Origin of the sequence: Lysobacter capsici (assembly GCF_014779555.2) — a bacterium.
Classification (GTDB): Bacteria; Pseudomonadota; Gammaproteobacteria; order Xanthomonadales; family Xanthomonadaceae; genus Lysobacter; species Lysobacter capsici.
Genome location: NZ_CP094357.1, coordinates 3231588 through 3251944, shown reverse-complemented (window position 1 = coordinate 3251944; position 20357 = coordinate 3231588). Strand labels below are relative to the sequence as shown.

Genomic DNA, 20357 nt, shown 5'->3' with positions numbered 1-20357 from the left:
GGCATCCTGGAGTGCTTGTAAGTGGGTATGCGTAATTGGGGTCGTCGGAGCACCAGCGCCTTATTCGGCGCTGGATTCTCCGTGCAGCGAATTGACCAGCGCGTCGGCGACCAGCTTGGTCTGCTCGGCGATGTGGTCGGCCAGGTGACCGGCGGCCGGCGACGGCGAACGCGCGCGTCCGGCGTAGTGCAGCGCTTGCTTCGGCCCCAGGCAGGCGGTCAGGTGGTGGCGGATCTGGTACCAGGCGCCCTGGTTCTGCGGTTCTTCCTGACACCACACCACGTCCGCGGCCGCGCCGAAACGCTTGAGCTCGGCGGCGAGGGCTTCGCGCGGGAACGGATACAGCTGTTCGATGCGCACGATCGCCACGTCGTTCAGCCCGTCCTTCTGCGCCTGCTCGTACAGGTCGTAATAGACCTTGCCCGAGCACAGCACCACGCGCTTGACCTTCTTGACGTTGGCCGCGGCGTCCGGGATCAGATGCTGGAACTCGCCGTCGGCCAGTTCGTCCAGGCTCGACACCGCGAGTTTGTGGCGCAGCAGCGACTTGGGCGTCATCACCACCAGCGGCTTGCGCGTGCTCATGCGCATCTGCCGGCGGATCATGTGATAGGCCTGGGCCGGCGTGGTCGGCACGCAGACCAGCATGTTCTCCAGCGCGCACAGCTGCAGGAAGCGCTCCAGGCGCGCCGAGCTGTGCTCGGGGCCCTGGCCTTCGTAGCCGTGCGGCAACAGCAGCACCAGGCCGCACAGACGGCCCCACTTGGCTTCGCCGGAGGACAGGAACTGGTCGATCACGACCTGGGCACCGTTGGCGAAATCGCCGAACTGCGCTTCCCAGATGTCCAGGGTCATGGGATCGGCGGTCGAGTAGCCGTATTCGAACGCCATCACCGCTTCCTCGCTGAGCAGCGAGTCGATGATGGTCACGTCGGACGGGTTCTTGACCAGCTGGCGCAGCGGCAGGATGTACTCGTCGCTGGTCTGCTCGTGCTGGATCGCATGACGGTGGAAGAAGGTGCCGCGGCCGCTGTCCTGGCCGACCAGGCGCAGCTTGTAGCCTTCGCTGATCAGGCTGGCGTAGGCCAGGTTCTCGGCGAAGCCCCAGTCGCCGGGCAGTTCGCCCGCGGCCATCTTGCGGCGGTCTTCGTAGATCTTGGCCACGCGCGGGTGCAGCTTGACGGTGTCGGCGACCGCGTTGATCTGGGTCGCGAGCGCGTCGAGCTTGGCGCGATCGAAGGTGGTGTCGACCGGATCGCTGAGCTTGCCCGACAGGTACTTGGACCAGTCGATGGTGAATTCGTCGGGCTTGACCTCGACCAGCTCGGTGGTGACCGCGCCGGCGTCGAGCTTGTCGCGGTACTGGTCGACCAGCGCCTGCGCGTCCTCGGCCTTGAGCGTGCCTTCGCCGACCAGCTGTTCGGCGTAGAGCTCGCGCGGGGTCTTGTGCTTGCGGATCACCTGGTACATCAGCGGCTGGGTCGCGGCCGGCTCGTCGGCCTCGTTATGGCCGTGGCGGCGGTAGCAGACCAGGTCGATGACCACGTCGCGGCCGAAGCGCTGACGGAAGTCCAGCGCCAGCTCGGCGCAGAACACCACCGCTTCGGGGTGATCGGAGTTCACGTGCAGGATCGGCGCGCCGACCATCTTGGCCACGTCGGTGCAGTACAGCGTGGACCGGGCGTCCTGGCGCTCGCTGGTGGTGAAGCCGACCTGGTTGTTGATGACCACGTGCACGGTGCCGCCGACGGCGAAGCCGCGCGCCTGCGACATCTGGAACAGCTCCATGCCCACGCCTTGACCGGCGAACGCGGCGTCGCCGTGCAGCAGGATCGGCAACACCTGGGCGCGGCCCTTGTCGCCGCGGCGGGTCTGGCGCGAACGCACGCTGCCGGCGACCACCGGGTTGACGATTTCAAGGTGCGAGGGGTTGAACGCCAGCGCCAGGTGGACCGGGCCGCCGGGAGTGGCGACGTCGGCGCTGAAGCCCATGTGGTACTTCACGTCGCCGGTGTGGGCGTGCTCGTCGTGCTCGAACTTGCCTTCGAACTCGTCGAACAGCTTGCGCGGCGGCTTGCCCAGGGTGTTGACCAGGACGTTGAGGCGGCCGCGGTGGGCCATGCCGATCACCACGTCCTGCACGCCCTGTTCGCCGGCGCGGCGGATGGTCACGTCCATCAGCGGGATCAGCGCGTCGCCGCCTTCCAGCGAGAAGCGCTTCTGGCCGACGTACTTGGTGCCCAGGTAACGCTCCAGGCCGTCGGCGGCGGTCAGCCGCTCGAGGATGCGCTTCTTGTCCTCGACGCTGCGGCCGTACTTGCCGGCCGCGGTTTCCAGGCGCTCGTACATCCAGCGGCGCTGTTCGGCGTCGGCGATGTGCATGAACTCCGCGCCGATCGGGCCGGTGTAGGTGGCCTTGAGCAGGGTCAGCAGGTCGCCGAGCTTCATCCGCTCCTGGCCGGCCACGCCGCCGGTCGAGAATTCGACCGACTGATCGCTCTCGGACAGACGGTGGAAGCCCAGCGCCAGGTCCGGCGCGTCGGGCTTGACCAGCAGGCCCAGCGGGTCGATGTCGGCGGCCAGGTGGCCGCGCGAACGGTAGGCGGTGATGACCTTGCCGACGGCGCGTTCGCGCTCGTCGCTGCCGCTGGGTCCGCCGGCCGGGGAGGCGATCGCGCCGCGGGCGGCGGCTTTGCCGGCCTGGGCGATGCTCTCGATCGCGGCCGAATGCGGAACATCGCCGGCTTCGCGGCCCTTGAAGCCGTCGAAGTAGCTTTTCCACTTGGCCCCGACGCTGTCGGGATCGACCAGGTACTGCTCGTACAGGTCTTCGATGAAGGCGGCGTTGGCGCCGAGTTGCGAGGATTGCGAAAACTGCTTGAGGAGGCTGTCCACGATGGCTATCGGGAAACTCTTGGGGGCGGAAGTGGCGTCGCGCGGGCGCACGGAGGCGCTGGGCGCGGACAAGGCTGAGAATTATAGCGGTAGTGTTAAGCCCAGCGGCATAACTACTTACGTCTAAGTGGCCGATTCGGTTCGATTTCGTCGATCGCGGGGTCGATAAGCGCGATTCGGACCGTTCCGGCAATGCCGCTCAGGTCTTGGGTCGGGGCCGCGGCGTTTCAAGCGCCAAGGGTGGGGCGGGCAGGTCCGCGAGCCCCAGGGCATGTCGATGAAAACGATATCTCTCGACCAGGCCGCGGAGGTTTTCTGCAGGTGGCCTTTCCTCGACACGGGCCGGTCCGCGATGCCGTGGCCGCGCGCCGAGCGACATGGCCCGTCGAGGTTGAGGCCGTTTTCGCCAAGGTGGCCCTGTCTGTTCCGGGCACCTTGCGCATGCGCAGGGGCTGAGGTTCGCTGGCTTCGGGTCTTCAGATTCCCAGCGCCCGGTACTCGCTGCACGGCCGCGCGCGTTCCCACACCGGATCGAAGTGGGCGCGCAGCTGGCGCGCGCGCGGGCCGCCGTCGAGCCGGGTCTCGCCGTCGAAACGATTGCCCAGGGTGCGGTAGTACCAGCCGTCGCGGTCGTTGACCGCATAGGCCGAGGCGTAGGTCTGGTCGACCGGCTCCTCGATCGCGCGGAACGCGAACGCGCTGGGCAGGCGCTGGGCCAGGCCGATCAACGGCGCCAAGGCGCGCTGCGGCGCGGCCGGGTCGTGCAGCACGATGCGGGTCACGCCGCCGCCGGTGGCGAACCGGCGCAGCGCGGTGGTGACATCGGTGCGGTCGAGCAGGCCCGGGTCGAGTTCGCGGCTGTAGATCGACAGGCCGCGGCGGGCGCCGGCGATCACTCCGAGCATGGCCGCCAGGGCCGCGTCGCGGGTCTCGACCGGGTTGGCCGCGCCCAGCAGCAGGCGCATCGATCGGTGTTCGATCCCGGCCTCGAAGAAGCGCTCGCCGTACGGCAGAAAACCGTGACGCGCGTAGAGCCGCTGCGCCGGCAATTGCGCGTGCAGGGTGATTTCGCGCCAGCCCAGCTCGCCGGCCCGTTGCAGCAGCGCCGTGAGCAAGGCCTCGCCGACGCCGCGGCCGCGCCACGGGGCGAGCACGGCCATGCGGCCGATGCGCCGGTCCGGGGTCAGCCGGCCGGTGCCGATCGGCGTGCCGTCGTCGGCGAATGCCAATACGTGCTGGCACAGCGGGTCGTGGGCGTCGAGTTCCAGTTCGGCCGGGACATTTTGTTCCTGCACGAACACGGTCTCGCGCACCTGCCTCAGCGCCGGCAAGGCGGCGGCGTAATCGAGCACCGCGACGACCTGGAACCCCGCGCTCATTCGCCGTCTCCCGCGTCCTCGCCGTCGTCGTCGCCGTCATCGTCCAGGCCGAGACGGTAATGGCCGCCGGCGATCAGTTCCTGCACGCAGGCGCGGCCGGTCTCGGACAGCGCCGAATAGGCTTCGGCATCGATCTCGACCGCCGCGGCGATGGCCTGGGCGTCGCGCGCGGGCAGGGCGAATTCCTGGCCGCTGACGTACAGCCGCGCGGCCTGGCCCTTGGCATGCGCCTTGCGCCAGGCCATCCGCGACCACGGATGCCGCCACAGCGAGGCGCCGCGTTCCAGGTCCCATTCGATCTCGATCCGCGAGCGCGGCTCATCGCCGCCCGCGGTGACCTCGCCGGCGGCGCGGTACACGGTGATGAAACGGCCGAACCAGTCGCCGAGGCGGTCGGGGTCGTTCATGCGCATCGCGTTCAAGGCCTCGACCACCCGGCCCATCGCGGTCGCGTCGATCTCGTTGGGATCGCGCGGCGGGCTCAGATCCGGGTCGCGATAGCGCAGGCTGTCGTCGGCTTCGCCGGCCAGGGTGTCGATGTAATCGCCCATCAGCTCGGCGGCCGAGGGCGCGCGCATGCCGACCGAGAAGGTCAGGCAGGCGTCCTGCGCGACGCCGTGGTGCGGCACGCCCGGCGGCAGGTACAGCATGTCTCCGGGGCCGAGCACCCAGTCGTGGCTGGGGTCGAATTCGCGCAGCAGCTTGAGGTCGGCGTCGGGGCGGAAGTCCTGCGGCGCATCGGGCCGCGCGTCGATCTGCCAGCGCCGGTGGCCCTGGGCCTGCAGCAGGAACACGTCGTACTGGTCGACATGCGCGCCGACCGAGCCGCCCGGCGCGGCGAACGAGACCATGATGTCGTCGATGCGCCAGCGCGGCAGGAAAGCGAACGCCGGCAGCAGCGCGGCGACGTCGGCGTCCCACTTGTCGACGTCCTGCACCAGCAGCGTCCAGTCCTGTCCCGGCAGGCCGGGGAAAAAGGCTTCCTCGAACGGCCCATGTCGCAGCGAATACACATCGCGCTCGCGATCGTGCTCGATCACCCGCGCCAGCACGCCTTCCTCGCAGGCCAGGCCGGCTAGGTCCTCGGGCTGGATCGGCGACTGCAGGCCGGGGAAGGCGTTGCGGATCAGCAGCGGGCGCTTTTGCCAGTAATCGCGCAGGAACACGGCCGGGCTCATGCCCAGCGGCGGATGGGCGGCCGCGTCGACCTCGATCGCCGGAGCGGCGGTCTGGCGGCGGGCGGGGCTTGCGACGGGTTTCTTGGCCATGGCTACAGATCGGATCGCGCTCGGTTCGCGCGGATAACGGCATTGTCGCCGATGTGACGATGCCGGGTGCGGCGCGTGCGTCACCGAACCGGTCGGTTCGGCCCGCTTTATAGGTGTGCGCGGTGATCGGAATTCGCCGCTGTCCGGCCTTTGCGGGCCGGCTTGGGCTGCTGGACTTGGCCCGAGTCGATGCGATCGAGCCGCAGCGAAGGCGCGGCCCGAAGTTCGAGCGCCGACCGTGGCGGCTAAACTGACGAGGACCAGGGGGACGCAATGGGAATCGTACTGCCGCGGTGGGTCTGGATCGGCACGGCCTGCCTGGCCGCGATCGCCGGCATGATCAATGCCATCGGTTATCTCGGCTATGAGCACCAGGCGGTCACGCATCTGACCGGCACCACGACCTTGCTCGGGGTCGCGCTCGCTCACGGCCAGGGCCGGGTGGCGTTGGATCTGGTCCTGGTCGCGTTGTCGTTCGTGTTCGGCGCGGTGCTCAGCGGCCTGATCATCCAGGACAGCACCTTGAAGCTGGGTCGTCGCTATGGCGTGGTGCTGGCGGTGGAGGCGGCCTGTCTGTTCGCGGCGGTGCCGCTGATGGAGCGCGACGTGCATGCGGGGGTGATGCTCGCCGCGGTCGCCTGCGGCCTGCAGAATGCGATGGCCACGACCTACAGCGGCGCGCTGATCCGCACCACCCATTTGACCGGTTTGTTCACCGACGTCGGCGTCGCGCTGGGCCATTGGCTGCGCGGGCTGCCGGTCGGCACGCGACGGGTGTGGCTGTGCCTGGTGGTGATCTGCGGCTTCCTGGCCGGCGGCGCGATCGGCGCGGTGTTGTTTCAGGCGTGGAGCTACCGGGCCTTGTATGTCCCGGCGATGCTGACCGGGATCACCGGGGTGTCGTATGCGCTTTACCGGCACTGGGCGTTGCGCAGGCCCGTGCAAGGCGGGTGAGCTTGGGACGCGCTCAGTCGGCGATCTCGTCGTAGCCGCGTCCCAAAAACTGCAGCAGGCACCAACCGTGGCCGAACGGATCGGCGATCTGCACGATCCGGCCCCAGTTCGCGCCGCGGATCGCGCCTTCTTGGCGCGCGCCGGCGGTCAATGCGCTGCGCAAGGCCGCGTCGAGGTCGTCGACCACCACATCCAGATGCAGCGGCGACCAATGCCGCGCGTAGCGGCGGACGTCGTCGCCCGCGGCGGCCGAGCCCTCGGGTTTGCGCAACAGATAGATCGGCGCCTGTCCGCCGAGCAGTTCGATCACCTCCGCGCCCAGTCTGCGCCCGACGTGCAAGCCGAAGGCCTGGGTGTAGAAACGCATCGCCGCGTCGAGGTCGGGGACGTCGATATTGATCAGCTGCTGCATCGTCACGCTCCGGAGGATCAAGACAGGAGTGTCGCGCGGGCCGCGCTAAGGCGGCGTGGCGACGCGTTTCAATGACTGGGCGCGGGCTTCTCGTGACTCGGCACGTTGCCGGCCCGGCCGGCCCGTTCCTTGGCGAGGCGCGCGTCGAGTTTCTCGGTGCCGGTCGCGGCGTAGGCGCGGCAAGCATTGGTGTCGGCTAGGGCGACGCCGGAGGCCGGGTCCAGGCGTTCGAGCAATCGGCTTGCGCTGGGATGCGGCGTCAACAGGATGTCGCAGGGCAACTCGGCGATGGTCGTCAGGCTGTTGCGGAAGGCCGCGACCATGCCGGCGTTTTCGCTGTAGCGATAGACCTTGTCGGAGAACGGGGTGACGCTGTCGGCGTAGATCATGGCGCGGCAGACCGCGCCGTCGCACGAGGACCAGGTCCAACTGGTGCCGCCGGCGGTGTGGCCCGGCGTGGCGTGAGCGGTCAGCACGAGCGGCCCGACGCGCAGGGTCTCGCCGTCGCCGATGCGTTGCACCGAAGCGACCGGCGGAAACTTCGCCACGCTCAGGAACTGCGGATCGCTGCGATCGCTGTGGCCGCGTTCCAGCGCGGTCGCGGCGGGTTCGCGCGCGACCACGCTCGCGCCGGTGTCGCGTTGCAGGCGGGCGATCCCGCCGACGTGATCGAGGTGTTCGTGCGAACTGACGATGTAACGCACGTCCTCCGGTTCGAAACCTAGCGCGCGGATGTTGGCCTCGATCCGCGGCGCGGCCTTGTCGGTAACGCCGTCGATGAGGACGTGACCGGCGTCGGAGGTGATCAGGATCGCGCTGATCGCGCAGGTGCCTACATACCAGGTGTTGGCGTAAATGTGGCGCGGCGCGGTCGGCTCGTCCCAGCTCGGATCGGCGGAGCAGGGCGCGGGCAGAACGACCGTCGCGATGCGGGTCTTGTCGGCGTGCGGCGCGCTCGCGCAGGCCGCGAGCAGCGATGAAACGAGCGAAACGGCCAACACGCCGGTACGAAAACGCATGTGCGAAACCCTTGCAGGACAGTGGCGATCACTATCTCCGATTCGGATGCAGCGCGAAGCAAAAAGAAATTGTGGCAACAGCAAGCTGGATTTTTGCTTCCGCGTCCTGGCGATTGCAGGAGCGGTGTGAGCCGCGATCGCGGCAATGCGGCCGCGACCTAAGTTTCGGCGCGGTTGGGTATTCGCGGTCACGATGCGAATTTCGCCGTAGTTGAGTGTTCGCGGTCGCGGCTCGCGCCGCTCCTACAGGAGGAAACGTAGCCCCGTCGGAGCGACTGTAGAAGCGGCGTGAGCCGCGACCGCGGCAATGCGGTCACGACGCGGGTTTCGCCGTAGTTGAATGTTCGCGGTCGCGGCTCGCGCCGCTCCTACAGGAGGAAACGTAGCCCCGTCGGAGCGACTGTAGGAGCGGCGTGAGCCGCGACCGCGGTAATGCGGCTACGGCGCAAGTTTCGGCGTAGTTGGGTATTCGCGGTCGCGGCTTACGCCGCTCCTACAGGAGGAAACGTAGCCCCGCCGGAGCGACTGTAGGAGCGGCGCGAGCCGCGACCGCGGTAATGCGGCTACGGCGCAAGTTTCGGCGTAGTTGGGTATTGGCGGTCGCGGCTTGCGCCGCTCCTACAGGTAGGTACGTACCTGCGAAGAGCAACGGTGGGATGCCTGGGCCGAATCAGATCTCGCGCGCCAACCGCTCGGCCAAACCGGTGTAGCTGCCCGGGGTCATCGCCAGCAAACGCTGCTTGTCGTCGGCCGGCAACTCCAGCGAGGCGATGAACTCGCGCATCGAGGCTTGGTTGATGCCCTGGCCGCGGGTCAGCGCCTTGAGCTGTTCGTACGGATTCGGCAGACCGTGGCGACGCATCACCGTTTGCACCGCTTCGGCCAGCACTTCCCAGGACGCGTCGAGGTCGGCGGCCAGGCGTTCGGGATTGACGCTGAGCTTGCCCAGGCCGCGCATCAGCGCGTCGACGCCGATCAGGGCGTGGCCGAACGCGGTGCCGAGCGCGCGCAGCACGGTCGAATCGGTCAGATCGCGCTGCCAGCGGCTGATCGGCAGCTTGGCGGCGAAGTGCTCGAACAGCGCGTTGGCGATGCCGAAATTGCCTTCGGCGTTTTCGAAGTCGATCGGGTTGACCTTGTGCGGCATGGTCGAGCTGCCGATTTCGCCGGCCTTGACCGCCTGCTTGAAATACCCCAGCGAGATATAGCCCCACACGTCGCGGCACAGGTCGATGCAGATCGTATCGATCCGGCGCTGCGCGTCGCACAGCTCGGCGATGCCGTCGTGCGGTTCGATCTGGGTGGTGTAGGGCTGCCAATCCAGGCCCAGCGAGGCGACGAAACGCTCGCAGAACACCGGCCAGTCGATATCGGGATAAGCCGAAACGTGGGCGTTGTAGTTGCCGACCGCGCCGTTGATCTTGCCCGGCATCTGCGCGCCGGCCAGGGTCTCGCCCTGGCGTTGCAGGCGCGCGACCACGTTGGCCAGTTCCTTGCCGACCGTGGTCGGCGACGCGGTCTGGCCGTGGGTGCGCGACAGCATCGGCAGCGCGGCGTGGGCGTGGGCCATAGCGCGCAGGGCCTGGATCAGTTCGTCCAGCCGCGGCAGCAGCACGTGCTGGCGGGCCTGGTTGAGCATCAGCGCGTAGCTGAGGTTGTTGATGTCCTCGCTGGTGCAGGCGAAATGCACGAACTCCAGCGCCGGGCCCAGCTCGGCGTCGTCCTTGAGCCGCTCCTTGATCAGGTACTCGACCGCCTTGACGTCGTGGTTGGTGGTGCGCTCGATCTCCTTGACCCGCGCCGCGTCCTCGACCGACAAGCCGTCGGCCAGCGCGCGCAGACGCGCCGCGGCGGCCTCGGAGAACGGCTTGAGCTCGACGATGCCCGGCTCGTTGGCCAGCGCCAGCAGCCACTCGACCTCGACCTTGACGCGGGCCTTGATCAGGCCGAATTCGGAAAAGATCGGCCGCAGCGCATCGACCTTGCCGGCGTAGCGGCCATCGAGCGGGGACAGGGCGAGCAAAGCGGTCTGGGGGTCGGCGGACATGGCACACGCAGGACGGGAAACAGTCCGCCATTCTACCCCAGGCCCCGCGGCGTGCCGGGCGCCCCTGTAGGAGCGGCGCGAGCCGCGACCGCGGGGTCACCAGTTTGCGGCGCGAACATGAGGCCCCGCAGTCGCGGCTCGCGCCGCTCCTACAGGAAGCTTCGCGCGATTGGGACCTCACCGGATCGGGCGAAATACCCGCGCGCACTCGACGCGCCTCGCGGTCGCGGCGATCATGACGCCCGCCAGCGCAGTCGTAATGCCAGCACGGCGCGGTCTTCGCTGTTGCGGAGCACCGCCGCGTCCCCGACCACTCGATGCGACGCATGGCCCATGGGTCGCGCGTCCCCCACGACTCAGCGTCACCCCACGACTTAATGGAGTTGGCAATGGCGACTAAATCCCGCAATTCGGCGCAGAAATCCGCCAGGAACTCGGCTCCGACCTCGGTCGAGCCCCGGACCAAGCCGGCATCCGGCAGATCCGGCAAACCCGCGCAAGCCACGGCCACGCCCGGTTTCCGCCGCGAACACGACAGCATGGGCGAGCTCAGCGTCCCTAGCGATGCCTTGTGGGGCGCGCAGACCCAGCGCGCGGTGCAGAACTTCCCGATCTCCGGCGTGCCGATGCCGCGCGAATTCATCCGCGCGCTGGCGCTGGTCAAGGCCGCTGCGGCCCAGGTCAACGGCGGGCTCGGCCTGCTCGACGCCGGCGTGGCCAAGGCCATCGGCGCGGCCGCGGCGCAGGTCGCCGACGGCCGCTTCGATGCGCATTTCCCGATCGACGTCTATCAGACCGGCTCGGGCACCTCGAGCAACATGAACGCCAACGAGGTCATCGCGACCCTGGCCTCGCGCGCGGGCAAGCACGCGATCCATCCGAACGATCACGTCAACCTGGGCCAGAGCTCGAACGACGTGATTCCGACCACGATCCGGGTGTCGGCGCAGTTGGCGGTGGTCGAATCCCTGCTGCCGGCGCTGGCGCATCTGCGCAAGACCATCGGCAAGCGGGCGAAAGAACTGGCGGGTACGACCAAGACCGGCCGCACCCATCTCATGGACGCCATGCCGCTGACGTTCGGCCAGGAGTTCGACACCTGGGCCGCGCAGCTCGATTCCGCGCAGGCGCGCATCGAAGACAGCCTCAAGCGCCTGCGCCGGCTGCCGATCGGCGGCACCGCGATCGGCACCGGCATCAACGCCGACCCGCGGTTCGGCAAGGCCATGGCCAAGGCGCTGTCGGCCGCGACCAGCACCCGCTTCGAATCGGCGGCGAACAAGTTCGAAGGCCTGGCCGCGCAGGACGATGCGGTCGAACTGTCCGGCCAGCTCAGCGCCCTGGCGGTGGCCCTGACCAAGATCGCCAACGACCTGCGCTGGATGAATTCCGGCCCGCTGGCCGGCCTGGGCGAGATCGAACTGCCGGCGCTGCAGCCGGGCAGTTCGATCATGCCCGGCAAGGTCAATCCGGTGATTCCCGAGGCGATGGCGATGGTCTGCGCGCAGGTGATCGGTCACCACGCAGCGATCACCGTGGCCGGGCAGAGCGGCAATTTCCAGCTCAACGTGATGCTGCCGCTGATCGCCTACGACCTGCTCGATTCGATCCGTCTGCTCGGCAACGCCATGCGTCTGCTCGCCGACAGCGCGATCGCCGGGTTGCGCGCGCGCGAGGCGCATGTGCGCGAGGCGCTCGACCGCAATCCGATCCTGGTCACCGCGCTCAATCCGCTGATCGGTTACGAGAAGGCCGCGGCGATCGCCAAACAGGCCTATAAGGAAGGTCGGCCGGTGCTGGAGGTGGCGATCGAGGTCACCGGGCTGCCGGAGAAACAGCTGCGCCGCCTGCTCGATCCGGCCCGGCTGACCCGCGGCGGCATCCAGGCCGGTGGCGGCGGTGGCGGGGGCGGTTGAGCCTGGGTGAACGTCGCCTGCTTCAATTCATGTCAGAGTGTGATTAGAGTCTGCAGCGGATGTCGTCGTCGCGGCCGAGCCTTGGGGAAGGCGCGGCCCGCGGCCGCGCTGGATCGAATTGTTCCAGGATTTAGTTTCGCGACCGAGGTGGGGTTTTCAGGCGCTGGCGCTTGGATATGCTCGGGGCGTGTTCGGGGATATTCGCGCGTTAGTGCGCGATAATCTCCCGCTGCGGCGGGAAAGCGGCGGCGCGGCGTGCGAAAGCAGGCAGCGCGCGACGGGATTTTCGGGTTCCGGTGTCTTTCCCGCGCGTGACGGATTTCGCGACAGGCCCGCGTTGTGTGGGTTTATCGCGAATACGGCGGCCCAGGCCGCCGGGCAAGTCCGCGAACGCCGGGCAGCGATGGGCGGTTATTGAGCGGTAATCGGTCCGTAATGCCAGGGTTATGTTTGCGGTTTTATGTGCATCGTTGCTCGAGCCGCCGGATGCGTCCGCGCAACGTGTTTTCCCCCGAACCCCGGATCGCCCCGATCCGGTCAGCCATCACCATGGAGCCTCGCTCATGATGTCCAAGACTTTCTTTCGGTACGCCGCCGTCGTGTCGCTGTTCGCCTGTGCCGCCTGCGCGCCGCAGGACAGGCCAATCGGCGATTACATAAAGGCCGATGTGGCCACCCAGGTCGCTCCTGTCGCCGCCGACGCGGCCAAGGCCGCCGTCGCCAGCGTCAAGCCGGCGCACTGATCCACCCGTCCCGGGCCGGGGGGCACGCCTGGTCCGGGGTCCGGTTCCGCCCGCCGGCGGATCCGGACAGCCCCGCCATCGCAGACCCTCGGTCTGCGGTGTCGGTGAAGTGCAAGCCCAAGCACGCCCGCATTGCGATGACACCATCCTTGCGGCCGTCCAAGTCGCCCGTCGCGGGCGCACCCTTCAGCATTGACGTCGCCGTGCGCATCGCGCGGCGCTTTCGGGCGGGCGTTCGTGATGCGTCGCGATTCGATCGGCTGCGCGATGGCGCTTGCCGATTCGTTCGATCACGACGAAGCAGCGGCTCCATGCCGTCCGTGGTTTTCCATTCGCCTTTCCCCGCGCGTTGCGGGCGCCGACCGGCAGCGCCGTGCGCGGACGAGAGGTTCGTGGTCGCGGGGCCGGCGTGAGTCGGAGTGGCGAGCAAGCCAAGCCCACGGGCCAAGTATTCAAGAAGGCATCCGGACAGAACGACGGCCTTTACCCGACGGGCTCGCCGAGCGCGTCTGCGAGCCAGGTCCGATGTGTTTGCGTCTGCATCTGATGGCAGGATCGTGCGAGGACTCGCAACGTCGTGCCGATCGCGTGCGAAGCAGACTGCATGCTGTGGCGTAATCGCTGCGAACCATGTCACCGAGCGTGTATCAGCGTCGAGTCGATGACTTAGATCACGTCAACGCGTCGAGTCATGTTCCCCGAATCGCGGCACCGGCCAAGCACGGCGCACTCCATGCTGCGGTGCAGCTTGCATCGGCATTGATCCCATAAATACTATTTATCCTACAAATAGGACAGCACGACCGACCGGCTCAGCCGGGGCGGTCGCGCAGGGAGGGACCGAGCGGGGGCGAGGTCCGGTCGATCGTCAATCAACAGCCAATGTCGCTGTTCAGCCGGGGCAGGGTAATGCATCAATCAGCACTGACCGTTTCCGTTCGTAACGCACTTCGTGTCCGCAACGCGCTGATGGTCACGATGGCGATGTCCGCCGTCGTCGCCCAGGCCGCGCAAGCGCAGCAATCCGCCGATGCGCCGACCGCCGCGGCGGCCGAAAGCGCCGACAAAGACCCGACCACGCTCGGCGCGGTGGTGGTCAGCGGCACCCGCGCGAGCATCCAGAAATCGCAGGCGCTCAAGCAGGACGCCATCGGCACCGTCGATGCGGTGTCGGCCGAGGACGTGGGCAAGTTCCCCGATCAGAACGTCGCCGACTCGCTGCAGCGCATCGCCGGCGTATCGGTGGACCGCTCCGGCGGCGAATCGCGCTTCATCACCGTGCGCGGCTTCGGGCCGGAGTTCAACACCGTGCTGCTCAACGGCCGGACCATGGCGACCGAGAACGCCGGGCGCGAATTCAGCTTCGACGTGCTGCCGTCGGAACTGATCAGCACCGCCGAGGTGTTCAAGACCTCGCAGGCCAATCTCAGCGAAGGCGGCATCGGCGCGACGGTCAACATCAAGACCCGGCGTCCGCTCGACGATAAGGGCCTGCACGTCGCCGGCAGCGTGTCGGCCGTGCGCGACAGCCTGTCGGGCGAAACCAAGCCTAAGTTCTCCGGCCTGATCAGCGACACCAACGCCGACGGCACCTTCGGCGCCTTGCTCGGGGTGGTGCGCTACCAGCGCGATCACACCAGCGAGGTGATCGACGACGAAGGCTGGTTGACCGGCGGCAACGGCATCAACGGCGTGAGCGGCCTGAACAACGTCGCCGTGCCGCGCACCCTGCAATACAAGGTCAACCAGGAACAGCGCACCCGCACCGGCGTGAACGCGGCGATCGACTGGCTGCCGAGCGAGAACGTGCGGGTGGGCGTGGACGCCATGTACTCCAAGTACGAGATCGATTCGAAGGTCAACGCCTTCGGCCTGTACACCGACCCCGCCGACGTCCAGCAGGCCAGCGTCGATGCCAACGGCACCGCCACTTCGTTCGTCCGCCGCAACACCGGCGGGCTGGCCAACGATCACATCGTCTCGTCGAGCCCGCGCAACTCCGTCAACCAACAGCTCGGCGTCAACGTCGCCTGGCAGGTCGGCGAGCAGACCTCGCTGGACTTCGACGGCTCCTATTCCAAGGCCGAGGAAAACAGCGGCGGCAAGGGCTATTTCATGGTGATGGGCGCGCGCAATGTCGGCGTGAATCCGACCTGGAGTCTCAATCCCGGCGCGTTTCCGAGCTATTCCAATCTGTTGCCGACCACCGACACCTCCGACCTGCGCGCGCATTTCGTCGACCGCGAGGGCGACAACCGCAGCGACGAGCTGTACGAAGGCAAGGTCAGCCTGACCCGCAACTTCATCGAAGGCACCTTGTCGCAGTTGCAGTTCGGCATCTCCGGCTCCAAGCGGACCAAGGACAGCGTCACCGTGCGCACCTCCGACAGCGATCTGAACTGCGCGTACTGCGGTTATGCGGTGCGGCTGCCGAGCGAACTGGCCAGCGTGTTCAATGCCGGCTCGCTGGTGAACGGCGTCTCCACCGGCGCGCCGACCCAGTGGCTGACCTTCGATCCGCAGCGCTACTTCGACTTCCTGTCGAGCCCGGCGGCGTACAACCAGTTCGCGCCGGGCGGCGAGTTCTACGATCCCAACGATCCCGGCCGCGCCCAGCGCATCGCCGATGCCTTGCAGAAATACGGCGGCTTCAGGGCGATGCCGGTGCCGCAAAGCCAATGGCTGGTGGAGGAGAAGTCGTACGCGGCGTTTGCCCAGGCCACACTCGAAAATACCTTTTACGACATGCCGTGGACGCTCAACCTGGGCATCCGCTTCGTCAAGACCGATGCGGTTTCGCGCGCGGTGTCCTCGCAGGTGGAATCGATCACCGGCACGCCGGGCGATCCGACCAACGCCCAGGTGCATTTCACTCCGCCGATTCCGATCTCGCGCAGCGCCAGCTACAACGACTGGCTGCCGTCGTTGAACTTCCGCATCAATCTGCGCGAGAACGTGGTGCTGCGCGCGTCGGCGTCCGACACCCTGACCCGGCCGACCCTGACCAGCCTGCGCATCAGCGAAGACATCGGCGTGCGTCCGCCGGGCCCGGGGTCGATCAACACCGGCAACATCGATCTCAAGCCCTACAAGGCGCGCAACTACGATCTGGGCGCGGAGTGGTACTTCAACGACACCAGTTACCTAGGCCTGGCGGGCTTCTACAAGAAGGTCGAGAACTTCGTCACCAACGTGACCCGGCCGACCACGATCCAGGGCTATCCGTTCATGGAAACCCTGCCGGTCAACGCCAATACCGCCGTGGTCAAGGGCGCCGAGCTGTCGTTCCAGTACACCTTCGACCGGCTGCCGGCGCCGTTCGACGGCCTGGGCCTGCAGGCCAACTACACCTACGTCGACAGCAAGCAGAGCTTCGATCCGTCCATCGCCACCGGTCAGTTCGCGGTGGTGGGCCTGGCCAATTCGGGCAATCTGATCGTGTTCTACGAAAAGGGCCGGGTCGGTTTCCGCGCGGCCTACAACTGGCGCGACGAATACCTCTCGGCGGTGCGCGGATCGCAGGGCGAGCCGACCACGGTCAAGCCGTATGGGCAGATCGATCTGAGCGCCAATTTCAAGCTCAACGACAACGTTTCGCTATTCGCCGAGGCCACCAACGTCAACGACGAGACCGAAGCGGCGTATTCGCGCTACGAAAGCCGTCCGCAGTGGGTCGCGGCGAACGGCCGCGCGCTGTCCTTCGGTATCCGTGGATCATGGTGATGCGCACGCCCATCCGTCGCGTCGGTCGCGGTCTGTTCGTGCTGCTGGCGTTGTGCGCCCTGGCGGGGGCGCAGGCGGCGCCCGCGCCGCAGGCGTCCACGCAGGTGGCCGAATGGGAGCGTCCGGAGGTCAACGCGATCGATCGCGAACCGATGCGCGCCACCTCGTTCCCGTTCGAGTCGGTGCAGCTCGCGCGTGCCGGTCGAATCGCCGATTCGCGTTACTTCCTCGACCTCAACGGCGATTGGCGCTTCGCGTTCGCGCCGAGCGTCGACCAGCGGCCGATGGATTTCTATCGCGACGAGTTCGACGTATCGGCCTGGAAGACCATTCCGGTGCCGTCGATGTGGCAGGCGCAGGGCTACGGCCAGCCGCTGTACAACAACATCACCTATCCGTTTCCGGCCAATCAGCCCTTTATTCCGCACGCGATCAATTCGGTCGGATCCTATCGGCGCGATTTCACCGTGCCGCAGGGGTGGGATGGGCGTCAGGTGCTGTTGCACATCGGCGCGGCCGGCGCGGCGTACTACGTGTGGGTGAACGGCAAGCAGGTCGGTTACAGCGAGGACTCCAAGCTGCCGGCCGAATTCGACATCACCCGCCATCTGCGCGCCGGCGCCAACAACGTATCGATCCAGGTGTATCGCTGGTCCGACGGCAGCTATCTGGAGGATCAGGATTTCTGGCGGGTCAGCGGTATCGAGCGCGATGTCTATCTGCTCGCCGCGCCGAGCACCTGGCTGCGCGATTTCTTCGCCCGCACCACTTTGGACAAGAGTTATCGCAACGGCGAACTGAATCTGGACCTGAGCGTCACCGGCAACGCCGCGGCGAGCCGGGTCAAGGCCAGCGTGCTCGATGGCGACCGCGTCGTGCTGACGCGCGAGGCGGCGGTCGAGCCGTCGTCGAAACCACGCACGCTGAATCTGGCGGGCACGATCGAAGGCGTGCGCCCGTGGACCGCGGAAACGCCGAACCTCTACACCTTGCTGCTGGAGCTGCACGATGCCGGCGGCCGTCTGGTGCAGGCCAGCGCGGTCAAGATCGGTTTTCGCACGGTCGAGGTGTCCGGCGGCCTGGTGCGGGTCAACGGCAAGCCGATCAAGATCCGCGGGGTCAATCGGCACGAGCATGACCCGGTGACCTTTCATGTGATCTCCGAGGCCTCGATGCGGCGCGACATCGAGTTGATGAAGCTCAACAACGTCAACGCGGTGCGCACCTCGCACTATCCCAACGCCGAGCTTTGGTACGCGCTGGCCGACGAGTACGGCCTGTACGTGATGGACGAGGCCAATATCGAATCGCACGGCTACATGCAGAAGGGCGACGAGGGTATGCGGCCGCGCGACCAGGTCCAGCTGGGCTACGACCCGCGCTGGGAGCGCGCGCATCTGGAGCGGGTCCAGCGCATGATGGAGCGCGACAAGAACCATCCTTCGATCATCTTCTGGTCGCTGGGCAACGAAGCCGGCACCGGGCCGAACTTCGCCAACGCGGCGAACTGGCTGCACACGCACGACACCACGCGGCTGGTGAGCTACCTCGGCCACGGCACCCTGTATGCCCAGCACCTGCCCGAACCCTACGTGGATTTCTACGCGCCGATGTATGACCCGGCCGATCGCATCGTCGATTACGCGACCCATCCGGAGTTCGCGGGCAAGCCGCTGATCCTGTGCGAATACGCGCACGCGATGGGCAACAGCCTGGGCGGCCTGAAGCTGTACTGGGATGCGATCTACGCTCACGACCGGCTGCAGGGCGGTTTCATCTGGGACTGGGTCGACCAGAGCATGCTCAAGCGCAGCGACGACGGCCGCGCGTACTGGGCCTATGGCGCCGATTACGGCCCCAATCCGTCCGGCGCGGAGGCGATCGAATTCGGCGATGGCCTGCTGCAACCCGATCGCACGCCCAACCCGCATCTGCACGAGTTGAGCAAGGTTTACGGGCCGATCCAGTTCGAAGCCGTGGACGCCGCGGCCGGCCGTTTCACCGTGCGCAACCGGCATAACTTCATCGATCTGAGCGGTTTCGATTTCGACTGGCAACTGCGCGAGAACGGCCGGATCGTGCGCGAAGGCAAGGGGCCGGCCTTGTCCACGCCCGCCGACGGCAGCCAGACGGTCGACTTCGCTGTGCCGCCGCTGACCAAGCGCCCCGGCGCGGAATACCTGCTGACATTGCGCGCGCGCACCCGCGCCGACACGGTGCCGCTGGTGCCGGCCGGGCATGTGGTGGCGTGGGAACAGTTCGCCTTGTCGCCGCCGCCGTCATTGCCGGCCATCGCGGGTTCGGGTGCCGAAGTCGCGGTCAGCGATACGGCGCAGGCCGCGACCCTGCGTGCCGCCGGCGTCGAACTGCGCATCGATCGCGCCACCGGCCTGATCCAGCGCTACGCCTATAACGATCAAGCCCTGCTGCAAGGCGGCGCGCCGAATTTCTGGCGCGCGCCCACCGACAACGACATCGGCACCGGCGTCTACGCCAGCCATCAGATCTGGAAACCGCTGTCGCAAACCCGCCGTGTCCGCGTCGTGCAGGTGCAACGCGAGGGCGACGGCGGCGCGCGCGTGCGGGTGGCGTTCGATATCGGCGGCGATACCGCCGCGCCGGACGTGCAGTACACGGTCGATTACGCGATGGCGCGCGACGGTTCGGTCGACGTCACCGGCGAGTTCAAGCCCTTGTACGCCGGCTTGCCCGATCCCTTGCGCCTGGGGCTGATGTTCACCATGCCCAGCCGCGTCACCGAGCTGAGCTGGTACGGCCGCGGCCCGCACGAGAGCTACGCCGATCGCTACACCGGCGCCGAGATCGGCGTGTATGCCGGCAAGATCGCCGAGCAGAACCACGACTACATCCGCCCGCAGGAAACCGGCAACAAGGTCGATGTGCGCTGGCTCACGCTGAGCGCCAAGGACGGCGTCGGCATCCGGGTGACCGGCGCCAAGCCGTTGTCGGTCAATGCCTTGGCCTTCCCGTACGACGATCTGGACCGCAAGCCGATCGGGCAGGCGCACAGCAGCGACATCGTCGCGCGCGAGCACGTCTCGCTGATGATCGACGAACGCCAGATCGGCCTGGGCGGCGACGATTCGTGGAGCAAGGTCGGCCAGCCGCATTCGCAGTACCGTATTCCGGTGGCGCCTTCGCGCTACCAGTTCCGCATAACGCCGGTCCAGGCCGGCACCGAGGCGAATCGATGAGCGACCGCACTCCCTCCGTACCCGGGCAACGTCTGGCCGGAAAATCGGTCCTGGTCTCCGGATCGTCCAACGGCATCGGCGCGGCGATCGCCCGATTGTTCGTCGAGCACGGCGCGCGCGTGGCCGGTTACGATCGCGCGCCGCCGCCAGCGGGGCGGACCTCGGCCTGCGAACTGTTCGTCGCCGGCGATGTCGCCGACGCCGATGCGGTCGCGGCCTTCGTCGACCGCGCCGCGCAGACGTTCGGCACCATCGATGCCGTCATCAACAACGCCGGCGTGGACGTGTTCGGCGATCCGCTGACCCTGGCGCCGGACGACTGGTGGCGCAATCTGGCGATCAACCTCGGCGGCGCCTGGAATTTCAGCCGCGCCGCGTTGCCGATCATGCTCGAACACGGGCGCGGATCGGTGGTCAACATCGCCTCGGTGCATGGCCACAAGATCATCCCCGGCGCGTTCCCGTATCCGGTCGCCAAGCACGCGCTGATCGGGCTGACCAAGGCGCTGGGGCTGGAGTACGCGGCGCATGGCCTGCGGTTCAATTCGATTTCGCCCGGATTGATCCTGACCGATCGCATCGAGCGCTGGCTGTCGTCGCAGCCTGATCCCGAGGCCGCGCGCCGCCGCCAGACCGAGCTGCTGCCGCCGCGGCGGATCGGCGAACCCGACGAGGTGGCCTACACCGCCTTGTTCCTCGCCAGCGACGAGGCGCGTTTCATCAACGCCACCGACATCGTCATCGATGGCGGGCGCACCCAGCTGTATCACGAATGATCACCGCGCC

General features: G+C 67.5%; 12 protein-coding genes. 6 read left to right on the top strand and 6 right to left on the bottom strand.

Annotated features, from left to right (window positions below; genetic code table 11):
• Nucleotides 1–60 precede the first annotated feature (60 nt).
• The 3 genes from IEQ11_RS13130 to IEQ11_RS13120 all read right to left on the bottom strand — a co-directional run bounded on the left by IEQ11_RS13130 (nucleotide 61) and on the right by IEQ11_RS13120 (nucleotide 5542).
• Nucleotides 61–2895 (bottom strand): 2-oxoglutarate dehydrogenase E1 component, encoded by a 2835-nt coding sequence (locus IEQ11_RS13130; protein ID WP_036104223.1) that lies wholly within the window; start codon nucleotides 2893–2895, stop codon nucleotides 61–63.
• Nucleotides 2896–3371: 476 nt separating this feature from the next.
• The gene (locus IEQ11_RS13125; RefSeq protein ID WP_191822711.1) at nucleotides 3372–4274 is read right to left on the bottom strand and encodes a GNAT family N-acetyltransferase; all 903 of its coding nucleotides are present in this window, start codon (nucleotides 4272–4274) and stop codon (nucleotides 3372–3374) included.
• Nucleotides 4271–5542, bottom strand: coding sequence for a cupin domain-containing protein (locus tag IEQ11_RS13120; RefSeq protein ID WP_191822712.1), 1272 nt, complete (start codon nucleotides 5540–5542; stop codon nucleotides 4271–4273). Before IEQ11_RS13120 ends, IEQ11_RS13125 begins: the two co-directional genes overlap by 4 nt.
• A 273-nt stretch (nucleotides 5543–5815) precedes the next feature.
• Between IEQ11_RS13120 and IEQ11_RS13115 the strand changes: the two genes are divergently transcribed.
• Nucleotides 5816–6496, top strand: coding sequence for a YoaK family protein (locus tag IEQ11_RS13115; protein WP_046656720.1), 681 nt, complete (start codon nucleotides 5816–5818; stop codon nucleotides 6494–6496).
• A gap of 13 nt (nucleotides 6497–6509) precedes the next feature.
• Here IEQ11_RS13115 and IEQ11_RS13110 read toward each other — a convergent pair whose 3' ends face one another.
• The 3 genes from IEQ11_RS13110 to purB form a co-directional block, all read right to left on the bottom strand.
• Nucleotides 6510–6908 carry a VOC family protein gene (locus tag IEQ11_RS13110; protein ID WP_191822713.1) on the bottom strand — a complete coding sequence of 133 codons (399 nt, stop codon included), beginning with the start codon at nucleotides 6906–6908 and terminating at the stop codon, nucleotides 6510–6512.
• A 68-nt stretch (nucleotides 6909–6976) separates the two neighbouring features.
• Nucleotides 6977–7927 (bottom strand): subclass B3 metallo-beta-lactamase, encoded by a 951-nt coding sequence (gene bla / locus IEQ11_RS13105; RefSeq protein WP_191822714.1) that lies wholly within the window; start codon nucleotides 7925–7927, stop codon nucleotides 6977–6979.
• A gap of 670 nt (nucleotides 7928–8597) precedes the next feature.
• Nucleotides 8598–9974: an adenylosuccinate lyase gene (gene purB, locus IEQ11_RS13100; RefSeq protein WP_191823918.1), complete on the bottom strand. Its 1377-nt coding sequence runs from the start codon at nucleotides 9972–9974 to the stop codon at nucleotides 8598–8600.
• A gap of 389 nt (nucleotides 9975–10363) precedes the next feature.
• Between purB and IEQ11_RS13095 the strand changes: the two genes are divergently transcribed.
• The 5 genes from IEQ11_RS13095 to IEQ11_RS13075 all read left to right on the top strand — a co-directional run bounded on the left by IEQ11_RS13095 (nucleotide 10364) and on the right by IEQ11_RS13075 (nucleotide 20347).
• Complete coding sequence (locus tag IEQ11_RS13095) at nucleotides 10364–11890, top strand: aspartate ammonia-lyase (protein ID WP_191820712.1); 1527 nt, start codon at nucleotides 10364–10366, stop codon at nucleotides 11888–11890.
• A gap of 563 nt (nucleotides 11891–12453) precedes the next feature.
• Complete coding sequence (locus IEQ11_RS13090; protein WP_096414655.1) at nucleotides 12454–12633, top strand: hypothetical protein; 180 nt, start codon at nucleotides 12454–12456, stop codon at nucleotides 12631–12633.
• A 978-nt stretch (nucleotides 12634–13611) separates the two neighbouring features.
• Nucleotides 13612–16356 (top strand): TonB-dependent receptor, encoded by a 2745-nt coding sequence (locus IEQ11_RS13085; protein ID WP_191820711.1) that lies wholly within the window; start codon nucleotides 13612–13614, stop codon nucleotides 16354–16356.
• Nucleotides 16356–19571 (top strand): glycoside hydrolase family 2 TIM barrel-domain containing protein, encoded by a 3216-nt coding sequence (locus tag IEQ11_RS13080; RefSeq protein ID WP_228464398.1) that lies wholly within the window; start codon nucleotides 16356–16358, stop codon nucleotides 19569–19571. The genes IEQ11_RS13085 and IEQ11_RS13080 overlap by 1 nt, the downstream gene beginning before the upstream one ends.
• On the top strand, nucleotides 19568–20347 hold the full coding sequence (locus tag IEQ11_RS13075) for an SDR family oxidoreductase (protein WP_191820709.1): 780 nt from the start codon (nucleotides 19568–19570) through the stop codon (nucleotides 20345–20347). The genes IEQ11_RS13080 and IEQ11_RS13075 overlap by 4 nt, the downstream gene beginning before the upstream one ends.
• Nucleotides 20348–20357 lie beyond the last annotated feature (10 nt).